This is a genomic window from Rhizobium herbae (assembly GCF_017873135.1).
Lineage (GTDB): Bacteria > Pseudomonadota > Alphaproteobacteria > Rhizobiales > Rhizobiaceae > Pararhizobium > Pararhizobium herbae.
Map to the genome: position 1 here is coordinate 397197 of NZ_JAGGJV010000004.1, position 23537 is coordinate 420733.

Here is a 23537-nt window from a genome sequence, read left to right on the forward strand (position 1 = left end):
GTCATTCCTCCCTGTCGCAGCCATCGGCCGCTTCCATTTTCCGGACAAGGAATATCGGCGGCTCCTCGCTTGTCAAGCATCAGAAACGTATTTTTATACAGAAAAAACGAAATCGGGTGACGGCCTCAGATTCTCAACCCGGTTTTCTCATCGAAGATATGGACATCCGCCGGGCGGACGGAGACGTCGATAATATCGCCTGTCTTCACCGCCCTCCGCGAGATTTCGACGATCGTCACTTCCGCCGCGGTCGACGTCGTGATGTAGGTCGCCGAACCGGTCGTCTCGACGACACCGACGGGAAGCCGGAACACGCCCTGGCCGGGTTCGACAAAATGCAGATGTTCCGGCCTCAAGCCCGCAATCACCGCACGACCGGGCTCCAACTGGCGATCCAGCAGGATCGTCTGCTTTTCCCCGACATCGACGGCCAACGACCGGCCGTCTTCTCCAACCGTTGCCGGCACGAAATTCATGGCCGGCGAGCCGATGAAACCCGCCACGAATTTGTTGGCCGGCCGGTCGTAAAGCTCCAGCGGGGCACCCTGCTGCTCGATGACGCCGTCTTTCATGACCACGACATGGTCAGCCATCGTCATCGCCTCGATCTGGTCATGCGTGACATAGACGGAAGTGGCGCCAAGCCGGTCGTGCAGGGCACGGATCTCCTTGCGCATATGAACGCGCAACGCCGCATCAAGGTTGGACAACGGCTCATCGAACAGGAATGCCTTCGGGTGACGGATGATCGCCCGGCTCATGGCGACACGCTGGCGCTGACCGCCGGAAAGCTCGCGCGGATAACGGCCGAGAAGCTGCGAAAGCCCGGTCGTGGCCGCCACCTCTTCCGCCGCCTTCTTCGCTTCCGCTTTCGGAACCCCTCGAATGCGCAGGCTGTAGGTGAGGTTCTGCTCGACTGTCATGTGCGGATAGAGCGCGTAGGACTGGAACACCATGGCGATGTCGCGCTTGCGGGGCGGCACGTTGTTCATCAGTTCGCCGGCAATCTTCAGGTCGCCGCTGGAGATCGTTTCCAAGCCTGCCAGCGAGCGCAGCAGCGTGGACTTGCCGCAGCCGGACGGTCCGACCAAGGCGACGAACGTTCCCTTCTCGATGCTGAGCTCGATGTTCTTCAGCGCATGGAAGGCACCGTAATATTTGTTGACGCCCGAGAGTTCGATCTGCTTGGTCATTTGATGGCTCCCGAGGTAAGGCCGGAGACGATGCGCCGCTGCAACAGCACGAAGATGGCGAGAATGGGCGTCACGTAGATCGTGGCATAAGCCATGATGTTGTTCCATTCATTGGTGTTCGGCCCCATGAAGGAGTTGAGGCCGACACTGGCGGGCTGAAGCTCGACCGCCTGGATGATCGACTTCGAATAGACGAACTCGCCGAAGGCCTGCATGAAGATGAGGATAGCGCTGACAAGAATGCCGTTTCGGGCAAGCGGCAGCACGATGTTGAAGAAGGCGCCGATGCGCGAATTGCCGTCGACCAGCGCCGCCTCCTCCAGTTCCTGCGGAACCGCCATGAAGGTGGCCCGCACCAGCACGACGAAGAACGGCATGCTCTTGGCCGCTATCGCAATGATGACCGCCAGACGCGGATAGTTCAGCATGCCGAGTTGCGAGAAGCCGACGAAGATCGGGGTGATCATCAAAGAGGCCGGCAGGACCTGCAACATCAGGATCAGGAAAAGACCGATATCGACCCAGACGTTGCGGTAGCGCGCCAAAACGTAGGCACAGCCAACGCCGAGCACGGTGATCAGCACCACGGCCCCGGACGCGATAATGAGCGAATTCCAGAGATAGCGCGCCATGTTGCGGCTTTCCCAGACGAAGCCGTACGTGGCCCACTGCGGCTCCGACGGCCAGAAGCTCGGCGGCGTCGCAAACATCTCCGAGCCGCTTTTGAGCGCGGTAATATACATCCAGTAAAGCGGGAACAGATAGATCGCCGCCATGATGATGGCGATCACCAGCATCAGGCGATTGCGGTTGGTTTCGCTCATCCGCGCACCTCATGACGTGTCGAGCGGACGTAAACGATCGCGGCGAACATGACGAAGACAATCATGATGACGGAGATCGTCGCGCCCTTGGCGAAATCATATTGCCGGAAGGACAGGTCCCAGGCCCAGTACTGCGTGACGTTGGACGAATTGTTTGGCCCGCCGGAGGTGATCGCGGCAAAAAGGTCGAACTGCTGCAGGGTAAAGATCAGGCCGAGCGCGATGATCGCGCCGATGGTCGAGCGCATCATCGGTAGGGTGATCGTCCAGAAACGCTGCCAGGCGTTTGCTCCGTCCAGTTCGGCGGCCTCATAGAGATCGCCGGGGATGCTCGCCAGACCGACGGACAGGAGGATCATGTTGAAGGCCGTTCCCAGCCAGACATTGGCCATGATGACGGCATAGAGCGAATAATTCGGATCGGAACGCCAGAAGATATTGCCGGAGATGATGCCGCTTTCCTTCAGGATGAAATTCAGCACGCCGAAATCGCCGGACAGAATCCAGTTCCAGATGGCACCGACGACGAGGCCGGGCATCACCCAGGACACCAGGAACAAGCCGCGCAACCATGAGGCGCCCGGAAAATTCACCCAGAAGAACAGCGCCAGCCCGAAGCCGATCAGGAATTGGCCGGCGATCGAGCCGATGACGAAGATCGCGGTGTTGCCCAGGATCGGCCACGTCTCGGGCTGGGCGAACAGATCGGTGTAGTTCTTGAAGCCGACAAAGGGCCGCAGGAACGTGCCGAGACTGAACATGTCGACCTCCTGAAAACTCATCAGGACGTTGTAGAGCAGCGGCAGGCCCGCCATCAGGAACAGAAAGCCGAGCGGGAAGGCAACAAGCACGATATCGAAACCGCGGCCGTCCCGGACACTTGAAAGCAGCCTCTTCATGGGGCCTCCGATGCTCCGAACGGGGCTGCCTGGCGCATCTGCGCGAGACAACCCCTTCCGGGAGGAAATGATGGATGGCTGACGGACAGCCATCCGGTGGCACGGGAGATTAGCCCAACACAGCCTTGATCTTCTCGGCCGCCTGATCAAGCGCATCCTTTGCACTCGACTGACCCGTCAGAGCCGCCTGGATAGCATCCTGGATCGCCTTGGAGATCTTCGGCCAGTCTGGATGCGGGCCGCGCGGCTTGGCATATTTCAGCTGTTCGAGGAACACCTTGAGAGCGGCATCCTTGAGGGCGTGACCGGTTTCCGGGATAGAGATGTCGGAACGGGCCGGAAGCTGGCCGTAGTTCTTGAACATCTTGTCGTCCTGCGAGGCGAAATATTCGAGGGCCTTGAAGGCTTCCGCCGGATGCTTGGTCGAGGCGAAGATCGCCCAGTTGAAGTCACCCATGGCCGAGGAGCGTTCGGCGCCTTCCTTCGGAACCGGCAGCAGCGTCACACCCCAGTCGAATTTCGCCTCCTGTGACATCCGGTCGAGTTCCCACGGACCGGAGATCGCCATGGCGGCATTGCCGGAATTGAAGGTGCCGGTCGAATCCCACTGGCCGCGCGTCAGCGTATCGGGCGAGGCGAGCTTCTCGTCCATGATCGTCTTCCAGACCTCGAGCGCTTTTACGGCGCCTTCGGAATTGATGTTCTCGTAACTGCCGCCGCCCATCTGCGCCCAGGGCAGGAACTGGAAGGTGCCTTCCTCGTTGGCCTTTGCCGAGAAAGCGAGGCCATAGACGTTGGCGGCCGGGTCGGTCAGCTTGCGGGCGTCCTCGACAAGTTCGTCCCAGGTCTGCGGCGGCTTGTTGGGGTCGAGACCCTTCGCCTTGAACATGTCCTTGTTGTAGTAGAGCGCGATAGTGTTCGTCGCCTTCGGCACACCGTAATATTTGCCGTCCCATTCGACTGATTTCAGCGGGCCTGGGAAATAGTTTTCCGGCTTGATCACGGTCGATTTCGAGATCATGTCGGTAAGATCGAGGAACGCGCCGCGCGACGAAAACAGCGCGTGTTCCGGATTGTCGATGGCGATGATATCCGGCGCTTGACCGGTTGAGTAGGCGCGCATCGCCTCGCTCACCACATCGTCGAACTGGATCTGGCGATACTCGATCTGGATGCCATTGTTGAGCTTGTTGAAATCAGCCACCAGATGCGGCGCCGGCTGAATGTCACGGTCAAGCGACCAGACGGTGAGCTTCACGTCTTCCGCCTTCGCGGAAAGACCGAACATCGAAACGCCTGCAAGCGCCAGCGCACCGATGAGTGCGTATTTGCGGATACCCATAGTTTCCTCCTGTTGGTTATCCTTTGTGGCCGTCATCCTCCATGCCGGCCTTCCTCAGTCCATTTCAGTCCAGCCAGGCGAGTCTGGCTGGTCAGGCCTGCCTGATTGATCAGGCGGGATCGACGATGAAATCGCCGCCCCGGCAAGTCTTCAGATAGTTGAGGCCATGAACCTGGCCGGTCATTTCCAGCGCATCGCGATAGACCGGGTCATGCCAGCCCTCGATATCGATCGAGCCCGACCAGCCGGCAAGCCGCAGTTCGGAAATCACATCCGTCCAGTTGGTGTCGCCGAAGCCCGGCGTGCGCATGAAGACGAACTTCTCCTTGCCGAAGATACCGTGTTCGCGGATGACGTCCCAGCGGATCGTCGCGTCCTTGCCATGCACGTGGAATATCTTCGAGGCCCATTTGCGGATCTGCGGCAGCGGGTCGATGAGATAGACCATCTGGTGGCAAGGCTCCCATTCGAGCCCGATATTGTCATCCGGCGTCTCGTTGAAGATCAGTTCCCAGGCATCCGGATTATGCGCGATGTTCCAGTCGCCGGTCGCCCAGTTGCCGTCCATGGCGCAATTCTCGAACGCGATCTTCACGCCCTTGTCGGCGGCGCGCTTGGCAAGCTCGCTCCAGACTTCCTTATAGCGCGGCAGGCTGTCGGTCAGCGGCTTGTTGCGGATGCGGCCTGTAAAGCCGGCAACGCATGTGGCGCCGAAATGATGGGCGTTGTCGATGCAGTCCTTCCAGCCTTGCAGCGTATCGCGGTCGATATCGGTTGTTTCCAATGGATTGCCGAACATGCCGAGCGTCGAAATGGTGATATCGCGGTCGCCGATCGCCTCGACGCAGCGTTGGCCAAGCTCCTTGAGATTCTGCCCGTTGGTCGTCTGCCAGAAGAAAGGCTCGAAGCTCTCGAACCCCATGTCGGCGACTTTGCCGATACGCTCGGCGGCCTTGCCTGCGGATGCACTGATCATGGTGCCGATACGGATGGCTTTTGCCGGATTGCTCATGAAACTGTCCTGTTCTTCATAGGGTCACGCGCTGCCTGGTGCGGGCGCTTTCGATCGCAGCGAACACCATGGCAAGGCTGTTGATATTGTCGTTGCTGACCGTCTCCGGCTTGGCGCCGGTTTTGATGGCCGTGAGGAAATCTGCGATTACGCTGGCATGACCGTGGGTCTGCGCTTCGTCGACGGGCTCTGGCACCGGGACGACATCCAGCGGTCGAAAAAAGCCCTCTGCTCCCGCAACCTTGTGTGCCTTGAAATTGTCCGCCCCGTCCCAGAGCAGCGTGCCCTTGGTGCCGATGATCCGCCACTGGCTTTCCCAGCTGGTATTGGCGCCTTCCGCGCACCAGGAACCGCGATAGGTGAAGGTCACGTCGTCGGAAAATTCGAAGATCGCATTGGCGGCCGCGCCATGCGCATACCAGGAGCCGCGCGGATTGCTTTCGTGGCAATAAACGGCGACAGGCATCTTGTCCGCCACGAAGCGGGCGGCGTCGAACGTGTGGATCGCCATGTCGAGCAGCAGCACATTGTCCATCTGCTCGCGAAAACCGCCGAAATGCGCACCGATGAAGAAATCGCAATGAATGGCCGTCAGCTCGCCCAATACATCGCTTTCGACCAGTCGGCGGATGCGGCGAATGCCCGAGATAAAGCGGCGGTTCTGGACGATCGCATGGACTTTTCCGGCGGCGGATGCCTGAGTGATCAACGACCGGCCTTCCTCGATCGAGGACGCCATCGGCTTCTCGCTCAGCACATGGCATCCATGCGCCAATGCGGTGGAAACCACATAGTGGCGGGCGGATGGGATAACGACATCGAAGACCACGTCTGCGGACGTTTTCGACAGGACGTCGGCCAAGTCGGCGCCGATGATCACCTCGGCCAATCCGAACTCTTCGGCAAGCGCTTTCGCTGCCGCCGGATTGACATCGACGAGTCCGACCACGGTCACGGTCGATCGAATTTCAGGGGTATCCGCGATCGCCTTGAGCCAGCCCTTGGCCATGGCTCCGCACCCGCACAAAACTGTACGCAAAATGGAAATCTCCTCCTCAAATCTACGGTTTTCGCTCCTTTTCGATCACCGTAAACGTTTACGGTACTATGATCGAATTTTGAAACGTGTCAAGAGATGAGCATCGGGAAACCGAAATCACACCTTGGAAACGGTCGGAATGACGGGCATACGCAGGCTTGCGCAACATCTGGATATTTCTATTGGAACGGTGTCGCGGGCGCTGAACGGCCGTCCCGATGTCAACGAGGAAACGCGCCGAAAGGTTCTTGAAGCGGCAGCCGAACTCGGCTACGTGCCCAACCAGTCGGGCCGCAGCCTGCGCCAGGGCACCACAAATATCATCGGCTTCATGATGCAGACCGGCAGCGAGATCACTGGCCAGGGCGATACCTTCTTCATGAGCGTCTTCGATGGCGTCCAGACCGTCTTTGCCCGCCATCATCTCGATCTCGTCGCCTTGCTCTGCTCCTCGGAAGAAGACCCGGACGACTATCTCCGGCGTGTCGTCGCTCGCGGCTTTGCCGATGGCCTTATCCTTTCGGCAACGCAGCGGCACGATCCGCGTTTCGAGTTTCTTGCCAAGCGCAAAATCCCGTTCGTCACGCTGGGGCGCAGCCTGACCGATGTCGGCCAGCCATGGCTCGACCTCGATTTCGAAGGCATGGCGCAGACCTCGATCGACCGGCTGGTGGCAAAAGGCCATCGGCGGATTGCAGTGACAAGGCCGCATGATGATATCAACCTGGGCTATCTCTTCGTCGATCAAAGCGCCAAGGCCCTTGCTGCGCACGGACTGACGCTCGATCCCGATCTCATCTTCAGTTCGAAGCCGAATGAGGCGGGCGGCTATCACGTTGCCCAGCAACTCATCGCCAAGAAGGACCGGCCAACTGCAATTCTGCTGGTCAACGAGACCATCGCCATCGGCCTCTACCGTGGCCTGAACGAAGCCGGCCTGAAGCCGGGACGCGATATCGCCGTCGTCGGGCGCCATAGCCCGCAATCGCATTTCCTGTCGCCAAGCCTGACAGGCTTCACGCTGTCGCGGCGCGATCTGGGGATCGCTCTGGCCGAGGCGCTGCTCGCCACGATGCCGGCTTTCCGTCATTTTTATCCGGATGCGGAACTCAGGAAGATTTGGCCGGAAGATCTTGTCGAAGGCGAGAGCGATGCGTTCACATTATCGCATGGTTGATTGATCTCGACACTTTGGGTCGGGTCGGTCGCGGCCTACCTTTAGGACTTGAAAGCCGACAATATACAAGGCAAATCAGAGCGGATCTCCTCTGATACTGGAAACCCAGCGCCGATGCCCGGACCGACACTCGACCCAACTCAAACCGATCAAATCCTTCCGGGCAAAGCCGATGTCGTCGTCATCGGCGGAGGCATCATCGGGGTCAGCACGGCGCTGTTTCTCGCCGAACGCGGCGTCGATGTCGTGCTGTGCGAAAAGGGCGTTCTCGGCGGCGAGCAGTCCAGCCGCAACTGGGGTTGGGTCCGGGTCATGGGGCGCGACCGGCGCGAAATTCCGCTGGCAATCGAAGCCTTGAAAATCTGGGACGGACTGGATGCGCGCGTCGGCGGCGATACCGGCTTTCGCCGATCCGGCATCCTCTATATCGCGGAATCGGAGACGGACACTGCAAACCATGCGGCCTGGCTGAAGCTCGCTCAGGCGCATGGGCTTGATACCCGTCAGATCGGCACTGACGAGACAGCGTCCGTGATGCTGGGCTCCGGACGGCGATACAATGGAGCGCTTTACACACCAAGCGATGCCCGCGCCGAACCGCAAAAGGCAGTGCCGGCAATTGCGACGGGCGCACGCCGGGCCGGCGCCCGCATCCTGACAGGCTGCGCCGTGCGCGGCATCGAAAAAAGCGCCGGCCGCATCAGCGCCGTTATCACCGAGAAGGGCCGCATCGAGACCTCCGCTGTCGTGCTTGCCGGCGGCGCTTGGTCGCGCCTCTTCTGCAAGGGGCTCGATGTCCGTCTGCCGCAACTTAAAGTGCGCAACTCGGTGCTGCGTACCAGCCCCGTGGCGGGAGGCCCCGAAGGGGCCGGTGCCACCGCGACCTATGCCTATCGCAAACGTCTCGACGGCGGCTACACGATTGCCAATGGCGGCATCAACATGCATGCGCTGGTGCCGGATAGCTTTGCCTTCTTCCGCGATTTCCAGCCGGCGAGGAAGGCCGAGGGCGAAGCGGTGCAGCTCGGTCTCAGCGCTCGAAGCTGGCAGGAGCTGTTCGAAATATCCGCGGTGCCGCTCGACCGGCCCGGCGCGTTCGAACGCCACCGGATTCTCGATCCGAAACCCGATGCCAGATCCGCCTTGAAAGCCTTCAGGGCAGCCTCAGATGCCTTGCCGGTACTGCGCGAGACGCAGGTGCGGCAATTCTGGGCCGGTCTGATCGATGTGACCCCCGATGCGGTACCGGTGATCTCCACGCTCGACACTGTACCTGGCCTCGTCATCGCCACGGGCTTTTCAGGTCATGGCTTCGGCATCGGCCCGGGTGCAGGGCATCTTGCCGCCGATCTGGTCATGGGCAACACGCCAATCGTCAATCCGGCTCCCTTCCGCTTCACCCGTTTTTCCGATGGAACGCCGATCGAAATCGCACCGCCGGTTTGACTACCAGCGCAGCGACGCGGTCAGAACCGGGGCATCCCAAAGATTTTCCAGGTGCTCGTCCAATACTGTGACGGTGATGGAAACACCGGCCATATCGAGTGACGTGACATAGGTGCCGACAAAGCTACGGGCGATAACCACGCCACGCCCCTCGAGAAACGTCCGCGCCAGGCCGAAGACGAGATAGAGCTCCGACAGCGGCGTTCCGCCAAGACCGTTGACGAACAGCAAGACCTGTTGCCCGTCCAGCGAACCGAAGTCATCCAGAATGTGGCCGCAGATCAGAGCGACGATTGACGATGCATCGGCCACCGCGTCGCGCGAGCGGCCCGGCTCCCCGTGGATGCCGACGCCGACCTCCATCTCGTTCGGTCCGAGTACGAATGTCTCGCGCGTCGTCTGCGGCACCGTCGTCCCCTTCAACGCCACGCCCATCGTTCGGGTCGCCGCGACGACCGTATCTCCCAAAATCTTCAATTCTTCCAGCGCGACACCGGCCTGCGCCGCCGCCCCAACAATCTTCTCGACCACGAGCGTGCCCGCCACGCCACGCCGGCCGGTTCCCCGCGCCGAACGCTCGACAGCGATATCGTCGTTGACGATGACGGTCTCGATGCGGTGCATTCCGTCGGCCATCGCCATTTCGGCCGCCATCTCGAAGTTCATCACATCGCCATCGTAGTTCTTGACGATCAGCAGGGTCCCGGCGCCGCTGTCCGTTTCGCGGATGGCGGCAAGGATTTGGTCGGGTGTCGGCGAGGTGAAGACATGGCCGGTGCAGGCAGCATCCAGCATGCCATGCCCGACGAAGCCGGTGTGCATCGGCTCGTGGCCAGCGCCGCCACCGGAAATGATCGCGACTTTGGCCGGGCTCAGCACCCGCCGCCGGACGTGTTTTCGCCCTTCCCCGAACACGACGAGATCGCCATGCGCGGCAACGAAGCCCTCCAGACAGTCCTGCGCCAAGGTCCCGGCGCTGTTCATGAATTTCTTCATCTCCTGCTCCCAGAGGCCATGGTATCCGAGCAGGATGAATTTTCCAGTGCCGTGACGAGCGAGAGGGCCAGGAAGGCCATGTCAGTCTCCCTCGCCGGAAATCAGCACGATTTTCTGAATGAAATCCTGGATGGCCTCGTCGAGCAGCCGGTTCTTCCGTTCATCGCCGAAATCGGCGACCATCACCGTCAATTGCCTGAGACCTCCGGCATTTCCGAGATCCGGCAGTTTGCCCGGGTGCGCCAGCTGATAGGCATCCAGGAAACGGTCCTGCTCGGCTTTGCTGACATGGCAGACCTGGAAAATCGTCGCCAGATGCCGGGCCGGTAGCGGCGTCGCATAACCAGGGCTGGTGATCTGGGTAACGAAGCTGCGATGTTTACCCAGCGCCACGGCGAGACGCTGGCGCGTGCCGGACGGCCGGTTGTCGATGATCGAGGCAAGGATTGCCTTATAGGCCACGATGGCATCTTCATTTGCGTCGCGTGCCATCTCAGCCGTCCATCCCTGCCTGCGCCATCGCCGTCTTTACGGCTGCAAGCTGCGCGGGAGCAACGGAAATCTGCCTTATGCCGCTGGCAATCAGCGATGAAAGACGTTCCGGATCGCCAGCCAGATCGCCACAGATTCCGATCGGCTTGCCCATCTCATGCGCAACGGCCACCGTCTGCGAGACTAACCGCAACAAGGCCGGGGTAGCCTGCCGATAGAGATCTACGACCGAAGGGTTGTCGCGAGCTGTTGCGGTTAGATACTGCGTCAGATCATTGGTTCCGAGCGAAAAGAAATCGGCATCCGTGAACGTGTCGAGCATGATGGCCGCCACGGGCACCTCCACCATCATGCCGATGGCAGGCATGCTGATTGCGATATGCCTTTTGGCGAGACTTGCCGCCTCTTCTTCGAATATTCGCCTGGTATCTGCAACCTCGTTGGGGAAGGTGACCATCGGCAGCAAGACCTTGAGGGGTCCGAACGCTCCGGCCCGCAAAAGCGCCCGCGCCTGGATTCTCAGCATGACCGGCATGGAGAGTAGCAAGCGAATGCCGCGCAGACCGAGAAAGGGATTGCGTTCCTCGGCACCGAAACCGCCGAGCGGCTTGTCCCCGCCGAGATCGAGAAGACGGATGGTGACCGGCTTGCCGTCAGCCCATTTCAACATCTCGCAGTATAACTGGAATTGCTTTTCCTCATTGGCCAGATCCGAGGCCGAAGACAGAAGGAATTCCGTCCGCAGAAGGCCGATGCCATCGCAAGCGCCGGGATCAAGGCTGCGAAGCTCGGCGATATCGCTGATATTGACCAAGAGCTCGACGGTACCCCCCGACACGATCCGGAAGGCCCCTGCTTCCAATCCGGGCACGACAGGCAGCACCGCTTTTTCAGCCCCGGCGACCGCTGCGATGTCCGCGCCGCTGGGATGCACCACGACAAGGCCGCTGCTGCCATCGGCAAGCACCGGGGTTTCGGCCTCTACAGAAAGACCACCGATACCCACGACCATAGGCACGCCTTTGGCGCGCGAAAGCAACGCCACGTGGCTGGCGGTACTTCCAGCTTCAAGCACGATCCCGCCGCCGTCCGTCCAGTCATGCGCGAGAAAAAGACTTGGGGCCATGTCTTTGCCGATGAAGATCGATCCCTTTGGGAAATCGGCGGCCGGCATGCCTTCCAGTGCACGAAGGACACGGTCGCGAATGTCGATCATATCGACCGCCCTCGCCCTTATGTCGTCGTCCTCCGATTGTTCGAAGCCGGCGATGTATTCTTCAAGTGCCGCAACCCACGAAAAGGCGGCGTTCTGCCCCTTGCCGATCTGCTCCGCAGCCATCTCGGCGATCACCGGATCACGCAGCATTTCAATCTGGAATTCGAGAATATCGGCGCTGGCCGGATCGGTTCGCGCTATCAGGGATTCCAGGGCGGCAACGGAAGCAGCGATGGCCCGATCGAGGTTCTCGAACTCCAGCGAAGGGGAAACCGGATCTCCACGGGGGCTCAGCGGTTCCGACGACACATAAGCCGGCCCGGCGGCGTAACCGCAGCCATTGCCCTGGCCTTGAAGCCTAAGCACCCCTGACATGCGGTCTTTCCTCGGCAAAGTCATTGACGAACAGCGCTTCCAGTACGGAAATCGCCTCTTCCGCTCGCAGGCCATGCGCCCTGATCTTCAGCGTCGATCCCTTGCGGATGCGTGCACCCATGACCTTGACGATGCTTTTTGCATTGAGCCACAGCCCGGAACGGTTGACCTCGATCTCGATGGTGCAGGGAAAGGATTTTGCCAGCCGCGTGAAAACCACGGACGGACGCGCATGCAGGCCGACGCCATGGGTGATCAACAACTCGACGGACGCATTGCCGCGGGCCGAACTCGCTCCCCCAAAGACGCCGTGCCGCTTCTCGGTCATGACGGAGACAGCTCCTGTGCCGTTGCCACCACCTTTGCCAGCGATGCTCCGCCGGACGCCTCCGCCGCCGCGATGACCGCGCCCTCGACGATCGGCGCGTTGCAGATTATGATGCGCGCCGCCCGCCCCTTGCCGATCATTTCGATCGCCATTTCACTATTGGTCTCCGCTCCGCCAAGATCGACGAATACGGCGACGCCTGCCTCCGACCAGGCCTCCTCGATCGCCTTCAGGATTGCACCCGTATCGGTGCCGAGCCCGCCCGCGGGATTTCCGCCGCACCAGGCCAGCGGCACGCTGTCGCCGACCATCTGGCGTACCATGTCGGCCGCCCCTTTCGCCACGAGCGGCGAATGGGAGACGATGACGATGCCGACATTTTCCCGTTCTTCCGTCATGCTACATCCGCTTCCGCCAGTTCGCGGCATATCGCTGCGCAAAGAAGCGCGCAGCTCGCCGCCCCCGGATCCATATGCCCCACCGAACGGGCTCCGAGGAATGAGGCACGCCCCCGCATGGCCTTCATATCGATCGTCATATCGGCAAAACCCTGAATTTTCCCGGCGAGGAGAGGAAGACGCGTGTTGTTCATCAGTTCGTCGCTGATAGGGTAGAGAACATCCAGCAGAGTTTTCTCACCGGGAGCCGATTTTCCGCGACGCGCCACGGCGACGACCGCTTGCTGAAAGACCTCGGCAATTCCTGCGGAAGGATTGGCTGCAAGCCCTTTGCCGATCTCCAGCAGCAGCGTTCCGTAAAGCGGGCCTGCCGCCCCGCCGATGCTCATTACCAGGATGGTGCCAGCGGCACTCATCGCTTCCGACAACGGCATTCCGGCCAGACGATGCTGTTCCGCCGCCAGTGCGTCCAGCCCGCGCCGCATATTGATGCCGTGGTCGCCGTCACCGATCGCGCGGTCGAGATCGCTGAGATAGGCTTCCTGTGCGACAATTGCATCCCGGCACGCTACGATCACACGGCCCATCAAGGCTGAGGGATTAAGGGCAGGTCTGGGGTCGCGGACAACGATCATGCGGGCTCCAGGACACCGGCAACGGCTGCGAAAGCCTCGGCCACGGCATGCGCGCCGGGATCCATGACGCCGTCAAGATCGCTCTCTCCGATATAGGCGGACCGCCCGGCCTTCGCCTTGCGCATCGCCCTGGTTGCCTCCGCCCCCTTGCGCGCCTCGTCCGCGGCGGCGCGGACCCCGGTGATCGACATTGCATGCAGTGCGGGAGACAGCGCATCGACCATCGTCCGATCACCCGGATGGGCGCCACCATAGAAGGTCATGCGGTCGAGCCCGGCGAGCAAGGACGCCGCAAGGCTCGCCCCGTCCCCGCTCGCCTTGCCCGCCGCAGTAAAGAAGATCGACAGGAGAACGCCGCTTGAACCGCCCATTGCCGTGGCCAGCGTATCGCCGATGACGGAGAAAAGAGCGGCCCTGTCGGCAAAGGGAAGGTTGCTTGTCAGCGCCTGGATGCTGCGGGCGCCAGTCGCGACCGTCGAGCCGGTATCGCCGTCGCCGGCCTTGGCGTCAAGCCGGTTCAACTCCGGCTCCAGCGCGATCAACCGTTCGCAGATGGCGGCAAGCACGCGCTCTGCGCCTGCATCGCGGCTCGCGGCGGCGGCTGTGGTCGTAACGGGGACGTTCGGGACAGGCAGGATGGCAACGGCATGAGGCACAACCGCCGGCAGCCATGCATGCGGCGCGACGACGGAGAGCAGCGCCTTTTCGCGCTCGGCGTCGAGCCGGACCAGCGACAGCGAAAATCCGTTCATGTTCAGCGCCGTCATCATCGGCCCCGGCCCGATCGTCAGCGCGACACGCGCAGCAAATGGAGAGGCCAAGACCGCGTTGGCAATCAGCGACATTTCCACCGGCGGCACGGCACCGAGATTGTTAATAAGCAACGCGTAGCGTCCATCCGGCTTCATTGCTGCGCACAGCCGCTCGGTCATGATTGAAACGAGGCTGTCGGCCGCCTGGACGGTTATCTTTTCGACACCGGGCTCGCCGTGGATACCGAGACCCAATTCTCCCTGATTTTCCCCCAGACGGTCCTGATAGGGTTGGCCGGGAATGGAGCAGGACGAATAGGAGACACCGAGCGAAACGATATCAGCGGCAACGGCCTTGGCCGCGGCGGCAACGGAGGCCAGGCTTTCGCCGCTTTCGGCCAGATGTCCGGCGATCTTGTGGACAAAGAGCGTGCCGGCGACCCCGCGCGGCTGATTGATATCCGGCAGCGCGATATCGTCGGCGACAATCACCATCTCGACATCGAAGCCTTCGGCACGCGCTTTTTCCGCCGCCAGGCCGAAATTCAGCCGGTCGCCGGTATAGTTCTTGACGACGAGCAGGCAGCCCGGCTTGCCGGTCACGGCGCGGATCGCGGTCAGCACAGCATCGACACTGGGAGACGCAAAAATTTCTCCGGACACGGCCGCCGTCAGCATACCCCTGCCGACGAAACCGGCATGGGAGGGCTCATGCCCTGCCCCACCGCCGGAAATCACCGCCACGCGGGACTTATCCCAATCGGCACGGACGATCACCTTGATATCGGGATAGCTGTCAAGACGGGCGAGCGTTCCGGATACGGAGGTGCGCAGCAGGCCGTCCAGGGCCTCGGTAACGATATTTTCCCTGCGGTTGAAGAAATGTTTCATGGCACTCATCCAGTCCGTTTTTCGTTCCGCATCCTTTCGCCATGGCGCAAGCGATGCAACCTGCTGTTTTTGGCTATACAAGCCGTTGTCCGTCCGATCCGAAATAGAGCGGATCCTTCAACATCAAGGTGATCTTGTCGCCGGGCATCACCGGCACATAGGGATTGGCAAGCGTCACCAGTTTATGCCCGGCAATGCGCATATGCAGATGGCTCTGGTCGCCCAGATGCTCGATCCAGTCGATTTCCGCATTGGCATTGCCGTTGCCCGCATGGATTTCCAGATGCTCGGTCCGCGCGCCGATCGTCTTCGTCCCCTTCGGCGGTTGCCCGCCGGGAACGAGTCCTTCCGGAATGAGATTGATATGCGGCTGGCCAAGCCGTGCCGCCACATGCAGGTTGACCGGGTTGCTGTAGATCTCGCGTGGCGTTCCAAGCTGGATCAACTCGCCATCATTGAGAATGCCGATCCGGTCGGCCATGGTCATCGCCTCGATCTGGTCATGGGTGACGTAGAGCAACGTCGAGCCGAGTTCGCTCTGGATGCGCTTCAACTCCAGCCGCAATTCTCCCCGCAGCTTGGCGTCGAGCGACGACAGCGGCTCGTCCATCAGGTAGATCGACGGCTTGCGCACCAGCGCCCGGCCGATGGCGACACGCTGCATCTCGCCACCAGACAAACGTGTCGATCGGTTTTCCAGTTTGTGATCGATCCGCACCATCTTGGCAACGTCGCGGACACGCCGGTCGATCTCGTCCGCGCCCAGACGACGGGCAGGTGAACGCAGCGGAAAGGCCAGATTCTCGTAAACCGTCAGATGCGGATAGAGCGAATATTGCTGGAAGACGAAGGCTACATCCCGGCCTGCCGGCGCTGCACCCGCCATGTCCTGCCCGCCGATCGTCACCCGCCCCTTGTCCGGCTTTTCCAGCCCGGCAATCAGCCGCAGCGTCGTGGTCTTGCCAGCGCCGGTCGGGCCGAGCAGCACGACGAACTCCCCGTCGCGGATGGTCAGCGTCAGATTGCGCACTGCCTTGGATTCGCCGAAGGACTTCGAGATGTTCTGGAGCGATACCTCAGCCATGACGGGCCTCCGTATAAAGGGACGATTTGACCGCGCGACCGGAAGCGCAGTCGAACAGCGAGAGCTTTTCGCTGTCGAGTTCGAGCCCGACAGTCTCGCCGATCCTGAAGGTCCGGTCGGCCGAGACGCGTGCCTTCAGCAGCCCCTTGCCGGTCTCGACCGCGACGATCTGGTTGGTGCCGAGATATTCCGCGCCATAGACCGAACCGCGCAGCGCCGAGCTGTCGTTGAAACGGATATGCTCCGGCCGTACACCGAGCGCCAGCTCGCCGATGCCCATTTCCTGATGCACCTCTGGAAGTGCGACTTCAACGCCTTCCACGGATACCGAACGCGCGCCCTTCCGCAGCCCCGAGGTAAACCTTAAAAAGTTCATCGGCGGCGAGCCGATGAAGTCGGCAACATACATGGAGGCCGGGCGCCGATAGATTTCCTGCGGTGTCCCGAACTGCTCGATAATGCCGTGGTTCATGACCGCGATCTTGTCGGCCATCGCCATGGCTTCGTGCTGATCATGGGTGACGTAGACCGTTGTGGCATGGATACGGTTATGCAGTTCACGCAGCTCATGCACCATGACTTCGCGAAACTCGGCATCGAGCGTGCCCAGCGGCTCGTCCATCAGGAAGCACTTCGGCCGCCGGACAATGGCCCGCCCGAGTGCAACGCGCTGCCGATCGCCGCCCGCCAATCCGAACACCGAGCGGTCGAGGATATGGCTGATCTGCAGAAGCCTGGCCGTCTCCTCCACACGCGCCTTGATCTCCGCCTTCGGCACACCCTGGGACAGCAGCGGAAAGCCGATGTTTTTGCGCACGTTCATGTGCGGATAGAGCGCGAAGAGCTGGAAGACGAAGGCGATGTCGCGGGCGCTGGCGCGGTTGAAGGTGACGTCCTCGCCATCAAGAAAAATCTTGCCGCTGGTCGGCAATTCCAGGCCCGCAATCATCCGCAGCGTCGTCGTCTTGCCGCAGCCGGACGGTCCGAGCAGAGCCAGGAATTCGCCGTCAGCAACGGTGAAGCTCGAATCCTCGACGGCAACGAACTCGGCGAATTGCTTGCGCAGGTTTTCGATCCGGATCTCAGCCATGGGTCACTCCGGAAATTTCGAGACGATGATGAACATGACGGTGCCGGCCAGAAGCGTCACCAGCGAATAGGTGTAGAGCACAAGTGCGAACGGCTGGAACAGCATCAGGAAGCCGATGGCGATCAGCGCTGTCGCGACATTTTCCATCGGGCCGCGCCGAAGGAAGAAGGGGCGCTTCTTGTGGGGGGTCGTGTTCTCCATGGTCATTTCCTTACCGCCCCGAATGTGATGCCACGCAGCAGCTGTTTGCGCAGCAGGATGGTGAAGACGAGGATCGGCACCAGGAAGATCGTTGTTCCTGCGGCAACAGCCGGCCAATCCTGCCCGCCCTCGCCGATGATCGTCGGGATAAAGGGCGGCGCGGTCTGCGCCGAGCCGGAGGTCAGCAGCACCGCGAAGGCATATTCGTTCCAGGCAAAGATCAGGCAGAAGATCGCAGTTGCAGCGATACCCGTGGTCGCCTGCGGCAGCACGACCTTGCGGAAGGCCTGCAGCCGGGTATAGCCGTCGATCATCGCCGCTTCCTCGTATTCGCGCGGGATTTCGTCGATGAAGCCCTTCAGCAGCCAGACGGCGAGCGACACATTGACCGCCGTATAGAGCAGGATCATGCCGAGCGCCGTATCGGACAGGCCGAGCTGCCGGTACATCAGGTAAATCGGGATAGCGACCGCGATCGGCGGCATCATCCGCGTCGACAGGATGAAGAACAGCAGGTCGTCGGCTAGCGGCACCTTGAAGCGCGAGAAACCGTAGGCTGCGAGCGTTCCGAGCGAGACGGCGAGGAAGGTCGAGCCGAAGGCGATGATCAGCGAATTCTGGAAGCGCGGCCAGTAGTTCGAAGGTCCGGCGATCACCATGTTGCGGTTGCGGGTGATCTCGTCGCACGTCGACGTCGGCGCGCCAAGCGACTGGATATAGTCTGGCGTCTGGCGGGTCCGCGTCGTGAACAGGTTGCAGTAGCCCTCAAGGGTCGGCTGGAAGACGATCTTCGGCGGATAGCTGATCGAATCCGGCGGCGACTTGAAACTCGTCAGGAAAATCCAGGCGAGCGGCACCATGGTCACGATCGCGTAGAGAATGACGATGGCGCCGGCGATGCGCTTGGTCGTGCTGCTCGGCTCGACCACGGAATGGGCTGAATTGGCGGTGCTCATCGTTGTTTCACCCTGTTCAGCGCTTTGACATAGATGTTGGCAAGACCGAAGACGGCGACGAAAAGGATGATGGCGAAGGCCGAGGCCCGGCCGGTCCGCCAGCTTTCGAAAGCTTCGCGTTTGAGCGTGATCGACGCCACCTCCGTGGTCGAGCCGGGTCCGCCGCCGGTGAGCAGCACCACCATGTCGAACATTTTGAAATTCTCGATGGCGCGGAAAAGCACGGCCAGCATGATGAAGGGCAGCGCCATCGGTACGGTGATCGACCAGAACTGCCGCCAGGCCGACGCCCGGTCCACCTCGGCCGCCTCGTAGATATAGTCCGGGATCGAGCGCAGGCCGGCAAGGCAGATGAGCATCACATAGGGCGTCCACATCCATGTATCGACGATGATGATCGCCCAGGGGGACAATGCCACGGATCCGAGCATCTCGAAGGAAGAGGGATCGACGCCGGTGAAGAAGGAATAGATGTAGTTGAAAAGGCCGATCTGCGGCTGGTAGAGAAACCGCCAGAAATTGCCGACCACCGCCGGCGACAGCATCATCGGGATGAGGATGACGGTCGTCCAGAAGGCATGGCCGCGGAATTTCCGGTCGATCAGGTGGGCGAGCGTGAAGCCGATCAGCATCTGCAGCAGGATCGTCCAGAAGACGAAATGTGCCGTCGTCTGCATCGCCTGCCAGATATCGGGATCATTGAGCACGCGCTGGTAGTTGCTGAGACCGACGCCATCGATCGCCGCATTCGGCCGATTGGCGCGGAAATTGGTGAACGACAGATGTACTGCCCAGATCAGCGGAAAGATATTGATCGCCAGAAGCAGCACGATCGTCGGCGTAATGAACAGCCAGGCGATGGCGCGGTCGGACAGACCGCGGACGCGGAAGGCGAGTGGCGCCGGGGTCGCGCGAACGGCCTTTTCTGCCGCCTTGTCCAGTAGAGAGGTATCGGTATCAGTCACGGGCATCACCTGGTATCGAGAAACGGCAGGCTATGGTCGCTGACCGCCCGGCCCGAGAGCCGGAACCGGACGGTCATGCCGGGAGGAAATCAAAGTTTGCCGTCGTCCTTGAAGACTTCCGTCCAGTCGGAAACCAGGCCGTCGAGCGCTTCCTTGGCCGTGCCCTTGTCTGCCACGACATAGTCGTGCATGCGCTTTTGCATTGCCTGCAGAAGGATGGCGTAGGATGGCTCCTGCCAGAAGTCCTGCACCTGATTCATGGCAACGAGGAAGTCTGCCGCGAACGGCTGGCTGTCCTTGAAGCTTGGATCATTCAGCACGGCGTTGTGCACGGCGTAGCCACCGAGCGACCACCATTTCTTCTGCACGTCCGGCTGCGCGAACCATTTGATATAGGCGAGCGCGCCGTCCATGTTGTCGGTATTGGCGACAACCGAAATCCCCTGCCCGCCGAGCGTCGATGCGGCCGTCGTTCCCTTCGGATTGACGAAGAAGCCGATCTTGTCACCGCCGACATTTTCATCCTTGTAGAGACCGGGGAAAAAGGCGAACCAGTTCATCGCCATCGCCGCCTGGCCGGATTTGAACGCGTCGAGCGTCTCACCCATATAGGCGTCGGTATAGCCGGGAGGCGTGCAGCACTTGTAGAGCTCCTTGTATTCCTCAAGGCCCTTGATGGCGTCGGGAGAATTGACAGCGCCTTCCATGTCGTATTTGCCGGGCGTCGCTTCATACTTGAAGCCATTGGCGTAAAGTGCCTGGGTAATCCCCATGGTAATGCCTTCAGATGCACGCTCGGTGAAGATCGCCGCACCGTAGACCTTATTGCCGTCGATCTCCTTGCCGTTGAAGAACTTCGCCGTTTCGATCAGTTCGGCCCAGGTTGCCGGCACGGTCAGGTCACGGCCGGTGGCAGTCTTGAATTCGGCCTGGATTTCCGGTTTGGCGAACCAGTCCTTGCGATAGAACCAGGCATTGGCATCGCCCATCGCCGGCAGCGCCCAGTAATTCGGCGTGCCCTTCGGCCAGGTGGCATAGGCGTTGACGGCGGCTTCGGCGAAGTCGCTCATCTTGATCCCTTCCTTGTCGAAGAAATCGTTGAGCTTGACGTAGTAGCCGTTCTCGGCGGAGCCGCCGAGCCACTGGCTGTCGCCGATCAGAAGATCGCAGAGCTTGCCACCGGAATTCAATTCATTGAGAATGCGATCGGCGAAATTCGGCCACGGCACGAATTCGAATTTCATCTCCGTGCCCGTCTGGGCCGTGAAATCCTTGGACAGCTCGACCAGCGCATTGGCCGGATCCCAGGCCGCCCAGCACAAGGTCAGTTCCGCAGCCTGCGACACGGACGGCAGGGCCGCCGAGATCGTCAAAGCCGTTGTTGCCCCCAAAAGGGCCTTGGTGATTTTCCGCATGTATTCCTCCCAGATACAGAAGCCGGCACCACGCCGTCTTCGGGAATTCCGACTGCCTTCGCGCGGGCTGTGCGTCTCCACCAACGGAGACATACACCGGCGCCATCGTCACCTGTCGGGGACCACATCAAACTTGAATTTTACTGGGCTCCCCGCCCTTCGCCCGCCCGGCCTCACTCCGCCGTGTTGAGCAATATGTTTAGTGATATCCAATTTACTCAACATGACAAGAGACAATCGTTGCTGCATTGCAACCGCTGCACCGCATCCTAAAGGGCCTGGATCTGGGTGAGTGAGATTTATATTTGACTAAACAAAGTGTTCAGCCCGATCACCCATCAAAAGACCGTGCAAAACAAAACATCCCCGAAAGCGCCGGGCTTTCGGGGATGTGAGTAACAGTCATTGGGAATGCTGCGGAGCGCCTGGAATCAGCCCATGCGTTCCGACGCATACGACCCCGGGCTGGCGGGGAAGACAACGGTGCGGTTGCCGTTGATGAAGGTGCGGTGATGGATATGGGCATGCACGGCGCGGGCCAGAACCTGGCTTTCGACATCGCGGCCGATCGAGACATAGTCCTCGGCCGACTGCGCATGGGTGATGCGGGCAATGTCCTGCTCGATGATCGGACCTTCGTCGAGATCGGCCGTGACATAGTGCGCCGTCGCGCCGATCAGCTTCACGCCGCGCTCATAGGCCTGCTTGTAGGGGTTGGCGCCCTTGAACGACGGCAGGAACGAGTGGTGGATATTGATGATCCTGCCCGACATCTTCTGGCACATCGAATCCGACAGGATCTGCATGTAACGGGCGAGCACGATCAGCTCGGTGCCGGTCTGTTCGACCACGTCCATGATCCGGGCTTCTGCTTGCGCCTTGTTGGCCTTGGTGACCGGAATATGGTGAAAGGGGATGTCGTGGTTGACGACGACCTTCTGGTAGTCGAAATGGTTGGAGACGACGCCGACGATCTCGATCGGCAGCGCACCGATCTTCCAGCGGTAGAGCAGGTCGTTCAGGCAATGGCCGAAGCGGGACACCATCAGAAGAACCTTCATGCGGTGTTCTGAATCGAGGATATCCGCCACCATGCCGAAACGGGTCTTCACCGCTTCGAAACCGGCCGTCAGCTTGTCGAGTGTCGCACCCTCCTGGCTGATGAAGGTCAGGCGCATGAAGAACAGGCCCGTCTCCAGATCGTCGAACTGCGAACTGTCGGTGATGTAGCAGCCCTCATCCGCCAGATAACCGGTGATCGCCGCGACGATGCCGCGGGTGGATTTGCACGAAACAGTCAGCACATAGCTCTTCATGGTCTTCAGTCTTTCGTTGTGGGTCTAGGCTGGCCCTCCCGGCCCAGCATCGTGGAACGGAAGCTAGCGCGACGCCGGCCCGCCCGTCCATCCGTTTCGCGACATCGGATAGCAGGAACAGGCCATGTCGTCTCTTCTGGTCCTGGAACGCGTGCCGATGCTCAGATGTCGAGCGTCGTCTGCCGTTCCCATTCGGTAAAGTGGGAGCAGTAGGTATTCCACTCGCCATGTTTGAGCTTGAGATAGGCCGCGGAAAATTCGGTTCCCAGGGCTGCCTGAAGCTCGGTATCTTTTTCGTATTCCCGAAGCGCATCGAGCAGATTGAGCGGCAGGCGCGGCGCGTCGGTGACGGTGTGGCCTTCCTTGTACATGTCGATGTCGTAGTGACGGCCCGGATCGGCGTTGTGCCGGATACCGTTGAGACCTGCTGCAATGATGATTGCCTGCAGGAGGTATGGATTGACCGCGCCATCCGGCAAACGCAATTCGAACCGGCCGGGGCCTGGCACGCGCACCATGTGGGTGCGGTTGTTGCCCGTCCACGTGACCGTGTTGGGCGCCCAGGTCGCACCGGAAATGGTCCGCGGCGCGTTGATGCGCTTGTAGGAATTGACCGTCGGGTTGGTGACGGCAGCAAGCGCGGACGCATGCTTCATGATGCCGCCGAGGAAGGTCTTGCCCTTGGCCGAAAGGCCGAACGGCATCTCCTTGTCGGCAAAGGCATTGGTCTTGCCTTCCAGATCCCAGACGGAGATATGGGCGTGGCAACCATTGCCGGTGAGGCCCTTGAAAGGCTTCGGCATGAAGGTGGCGCGAAGGCCGTGCTTCTCGGCGACCGACTTCACCATGAACTTGAAGAAGGAGTGCTTGTCGGCCGTCTGCAGCGCGTCGTCATATTCCCAGTTCATCTCGAACTGACCGTTCGCATCCTCATGGTCGTTCTGGTAGGGCTTCCAGCCGAGTTCGAGCATGTAGTCGCAGATTTCGGCAATGACGTCGTAGCGGCGCATCACGGCCTGCTGGTCATAGCAGGGTTTCTCGGCCGTATCGAACTCGTCGGAGATTTTCGAGCCATCCGGCGAGATCAGGAAGAATTCCGGCTCGACGCCGGTCTTGACGCGGAGCCCCTCCTTGGCGGCTTCCGCAATCAGCCTCTTCAGCATGACGCGCGGCGCCTGTTCGACCGGCTTGTCTTCCATGACGCAGTCGGCCGCGACCCAGGCGACATCCTTCTTCCAGGGAAGCTGGATAACGGAGGACGCATCCGGCAGTGCAAAGAGGTCGGGATGGGCGGGCGTGAGGTCGAGCCAGGTGGCAAAGCCCGCAAAACCCGCGCCGTCCTTCTGCATGTCGGCGATCGCCTCGGCCGGAACGAGCTTTGCCCGCTGGCCGCCGAACAGGTCAGTATAGCTGATCATGAAATATTTGATGCCACGGTCCTTGGCAAAGGTAGCAAGATCGAGTGTCACTGTGTTCCCCTTTGGATTATTCAGAC

Annotated in this window: 23 protein-coding genes; 2 read left to right on the top strand and 21 right to left on the bottom strand. The window is 60.8% G+C overall.

Annotated elements, in window-relative coordinates:
• Positions 1-125: 125 nt before the first annotated feature.
• The 6 genes from J2Z75_RS13545 to J2Z75_RS13570 all read right to left on the bottom strand — a co-directional run bounded on the left by J2Z75_RS13545 (position 126) and on the right by J2Z75_RS13570 (position 6318).
• The gene (locus J2Z75_RS13545) at positions 126-1193 is read right to left on the bottom strand and encodes an ABC transporter ATP-binding protein (protein ID WP_209853148.1); all 1068 of its coding nucleotides are present in this window, start codon (positions 1191-1193) and stop codon (positions 126-128) included.
• The gene (locus tag J2Z75_RS13550; protein WP_209853149.1) at positions 1190-2017 is read right to left on the bottom strand and encodes a carbohydrate ABC transporter permease; all 828 of its coding nucleotides are present in this window, start codon (positions 2015-2017) and stop codon (positions 1190-1192) included. Before J2Z75_RS13550 ends, J2Z75_RS13545 begins: the two co-directional genes overlap by 4 nt.
• Positions 2014-2916, bottom strand: a complete 903-nt coding sequence (locus J2Z75_RS13555) for a carbohydrate ABC transporter permease (RefSeq protein WP_209853150.1) — start codon at positions 2914-2916, stop codon at positions 2014-2016. Before J2Z75_RS13555 ends, J2Z75_RS13550 begins: the two co-directional genes overlap by 4 nt.
• A gap of 109 nt (positions 2917-3025) precedes the next feature.
• Positions 3026-4258, bottom strand: coding sequence for an ABC transporter substrate-binding protein (locus J2Z75_RS13560; RefSeq protein ID WP_209853151.1), 1233 nt, complete (start codon positions 4256-4258; stop codon positions 3026-3028).
• Positions 4259-4367: 109 nt separating this feature from the next.
• Positions 4368-5270 (bottom strand): sugar phosphate isomerase/epimerase family protein, encoded by a 903-nt coding sequence (locus J2Z75_RS13565; protein ID WP_209853153.1) that lies wholly within the window; start codon positions 5268-5270, stop codon positions 4368-4370.
• Between the two features lie 16 nt (positions 5271-5286).
• A complete protein-coding gene (locus J2Z75_RS13570) occupies positions 5287-6318 on the bottom strand; it encodes a Gfo/Idh/MocA family protein (protein ID WP_209853391.1) in 1032 nt (343 codons plus the stop codon).
• Positions 6319-6448: 130 nt separating this feature from the next.
• Between J2Z75_RS13570 and J2Z75_RS13575 the strand changes: the two genes are divergently transcribed.
• Together J2Z75_RS13575 and J2Z75_RS13580 are read left to right on the top strand one after the other, a co-directional pair.
• Positions 6449-7486, top strand: coding sequence for a LacI family DNA-binding transcriptional regulator (locus J2Z75_RS13575; protein ID WP_209853155.1), 1038 nt, complete (start codon positions 6449-6451; stop codon positions 7484-7486).
• Between the two features lie 114 nt (positions 7487-7600).
• Positions 7601-8932 (top strand): NAD(P)/FAD-dependent oxidoreductase, encoded by a 1332-nt coding sequence (locus tag J2Z75_RS13580; RefSeq protein WP_209853157.1) that lies wholly within the window; start codon positions 7601-7603, stop codon positions 8930-8932.
• On the opposite strand, the gene dhaK is transcribed toward J2Z75_RS13580, so the two are convergent.
• From dhaK to glnT, 15 genes are all read right to left on the bottom strand, one after another.
• Entirely contained in the window at positions 8933-9928 is a 996-nt protein-coding gene (gene dhaK / locus J2Z75_RS13585; protein ID WP_209853159.1) for a dihydroxyacetone kinase subunit DhaK, read from the bottom strand. It lies immediately after the preceding gene.
• Between the two features lie 81 nt (positions 9929-10009).
• A complete protein-coding gene (locus J2Z75_RS13590) occupies positions 10010-10420 on the bottom strand; it encodes a hypothetical protein (RefSeq protein ID WP_209853161.1) in 411 nt (136 codons plus the stop codon).
• Position 10421: 1 nt separating this feature from the next.
• Complete coding sequence (locus J2Z75_RS13595; RefSeq protein WP_209853163.1) at positions 10422-12011, bottom strand: putative PEP-binding protein; 1590 nt, start codon at positions 12009-12011, stop codon at positions 10422-10424.
• A complete protein-coding gene (locus tag J2Z75_RS13600; protein ID WP_209853165.1) occupies positions 11995-12339 on the bottom strand; it encodes an HPr family phosphocarrier protein in 345 nt (114 codons plus the stop codon). Before J2Z75_RS13600 ends, J2Z75_RS13595 begins: the two co-directional genes overlap by 17 nt.
• On the bottom strand, positions 12336-12737 hold the full coding sequence (gene dhaM, locus J2Z75_RS13605) for a dihydroxyacetone kinase phosphoryl donor subunit DhaM (protein ID WP_209853167.1): 402 nt from the start codon (positions 12735-12737) through the stop codon (positions 12336-12338). The genes J2Z75_RS13600 and dhaM overlap by 4 nt, the downstream gene beginning before the upstream one ends.
• Positions 12734-13372, bottom strand: coding sequence for a dihydroxyacetone kinase subunit DhaL (gene dhaL / locus J2Z75_RS13610; protein WP_209853169.1), 639 nt, complete (start codon positions 13370-13372; stop codon positions 12734-12736). The genes dhaM and dhaL overlap by 4 nt, the downstream gene beginning before the upstream one ends.
• Positions 13369-15015 (bottom strand): dihydroxyacetone kinase subunit DhaK, encoded by a 1647-nt coding sequence (locus J2Z75_RS13615; protein WP_209853171.1) that lies wholly within the window; start codon positions 15013-15015, stop codon positions 13369-13371. The genes dhaL and J2Z75_RS13615 overlap by 4 nt, the downstream gene beginning before the upstream one ends.
• A 73-nt stretch (positions 15016-15088) precedes the next feature.
• Positions 15089-16099: an ABC transporter ATP-binding protein gene (locus tag J2Z75_RS13620; protein WP_209853173.1), complete on the bottom strand. Its 1011-nt coding sequence runs from the start codon at positions 16097-16099 to the stop codon at positions 15089-15091.
• Positions 16092-17189 (bottom strand): ABC transporter ATP-binding protein, encoded by a 1098-nt coding sequence (locus J2Z75_RS13625; protein WP_209853175.1) that lies wholly within the window; start codon positions 17187-17189, stop codon positions 16092-16094. The genes J2Z75_RS13620 and J2Z75_RS13625 overlap by 8 nt, the downstream gene beginning before the upstream one ends.
• Positions 17190-17192: 3 nt before the next feature.
• Positions 17193-17390 carry a hypothetical protein gene (locus J2Z75_RS13630; RefSeq protein ID WP_407692761.1) on the bottom strand — a complete coding sequence of 66 codons (198 nt, stop codon included), beginning with the start codon at positions 17388-17390 and terminating at the stop codon, positions 17193-17195.
• Between the two features lie 2 nt (positions 17391-17392).
• A complete protein-coding gene (locus J2Z75_RS13635) occupies positions 17393-18346 on the bottom strand; it encodes a carbohydrate ABC transporter permease (protein WP_209853179.1) in 954 nt (317 codons plus the stop codon).
• On the bottom strand, positions 18343-19311 hold the full coding sequence (locus J2Z75_RS13640) for a carbohydrate ABC transporter permease (protein ID WP_209853181.1): 969 nt from the start codon (positions 19309-19311) through the stop codon (positions 18343-18345). The genes J2Z75_RS13635 and J2Z75_RS13640 overlap by 4 nt, the downstream gene beginning before the upstream one ends.
• An 89-nt stretch (positions 19312-19400) precedes the next feature.
• Complete coding sequence (locus J2Z75_RS13645; protein WP_209853183.1) at positions 19401-20726, bottom strand: ABC transporter substrate-binding protein; 1326 nt, start codon at positions 20724-20726, stop codon at positions 19401-19403.
• A 431-nt stretch (positions 20727-21157) separates the two neighbouring features.
• Positions 21158-22042, bottom strand: coding sequence for a formyltetrahydrofolate deformylase (purU, locus tag J2Z75_RS13650; RefSeq protein WP_209853185.1), 885 nt, complete (start codon positions 22040-22042; stop codon positions 21158-21160).
• A 161-nt stretch (positions 22043-22203) separates the two neighbouring features.
• Positions 22204-23511: a type III glutamate--ammonia ligase gene (gene glnT, locus J2Z75_RS13655; protein ID WP_209853187.1), complete on the bottom strand. Its 1308-nt coding sequence runs from the start codon at positions 23509-23511 to the stop codon at positions 22204-22206.
• Between the last annotated feature and the right edge of the window lie 26 nt (positions 23512-23537).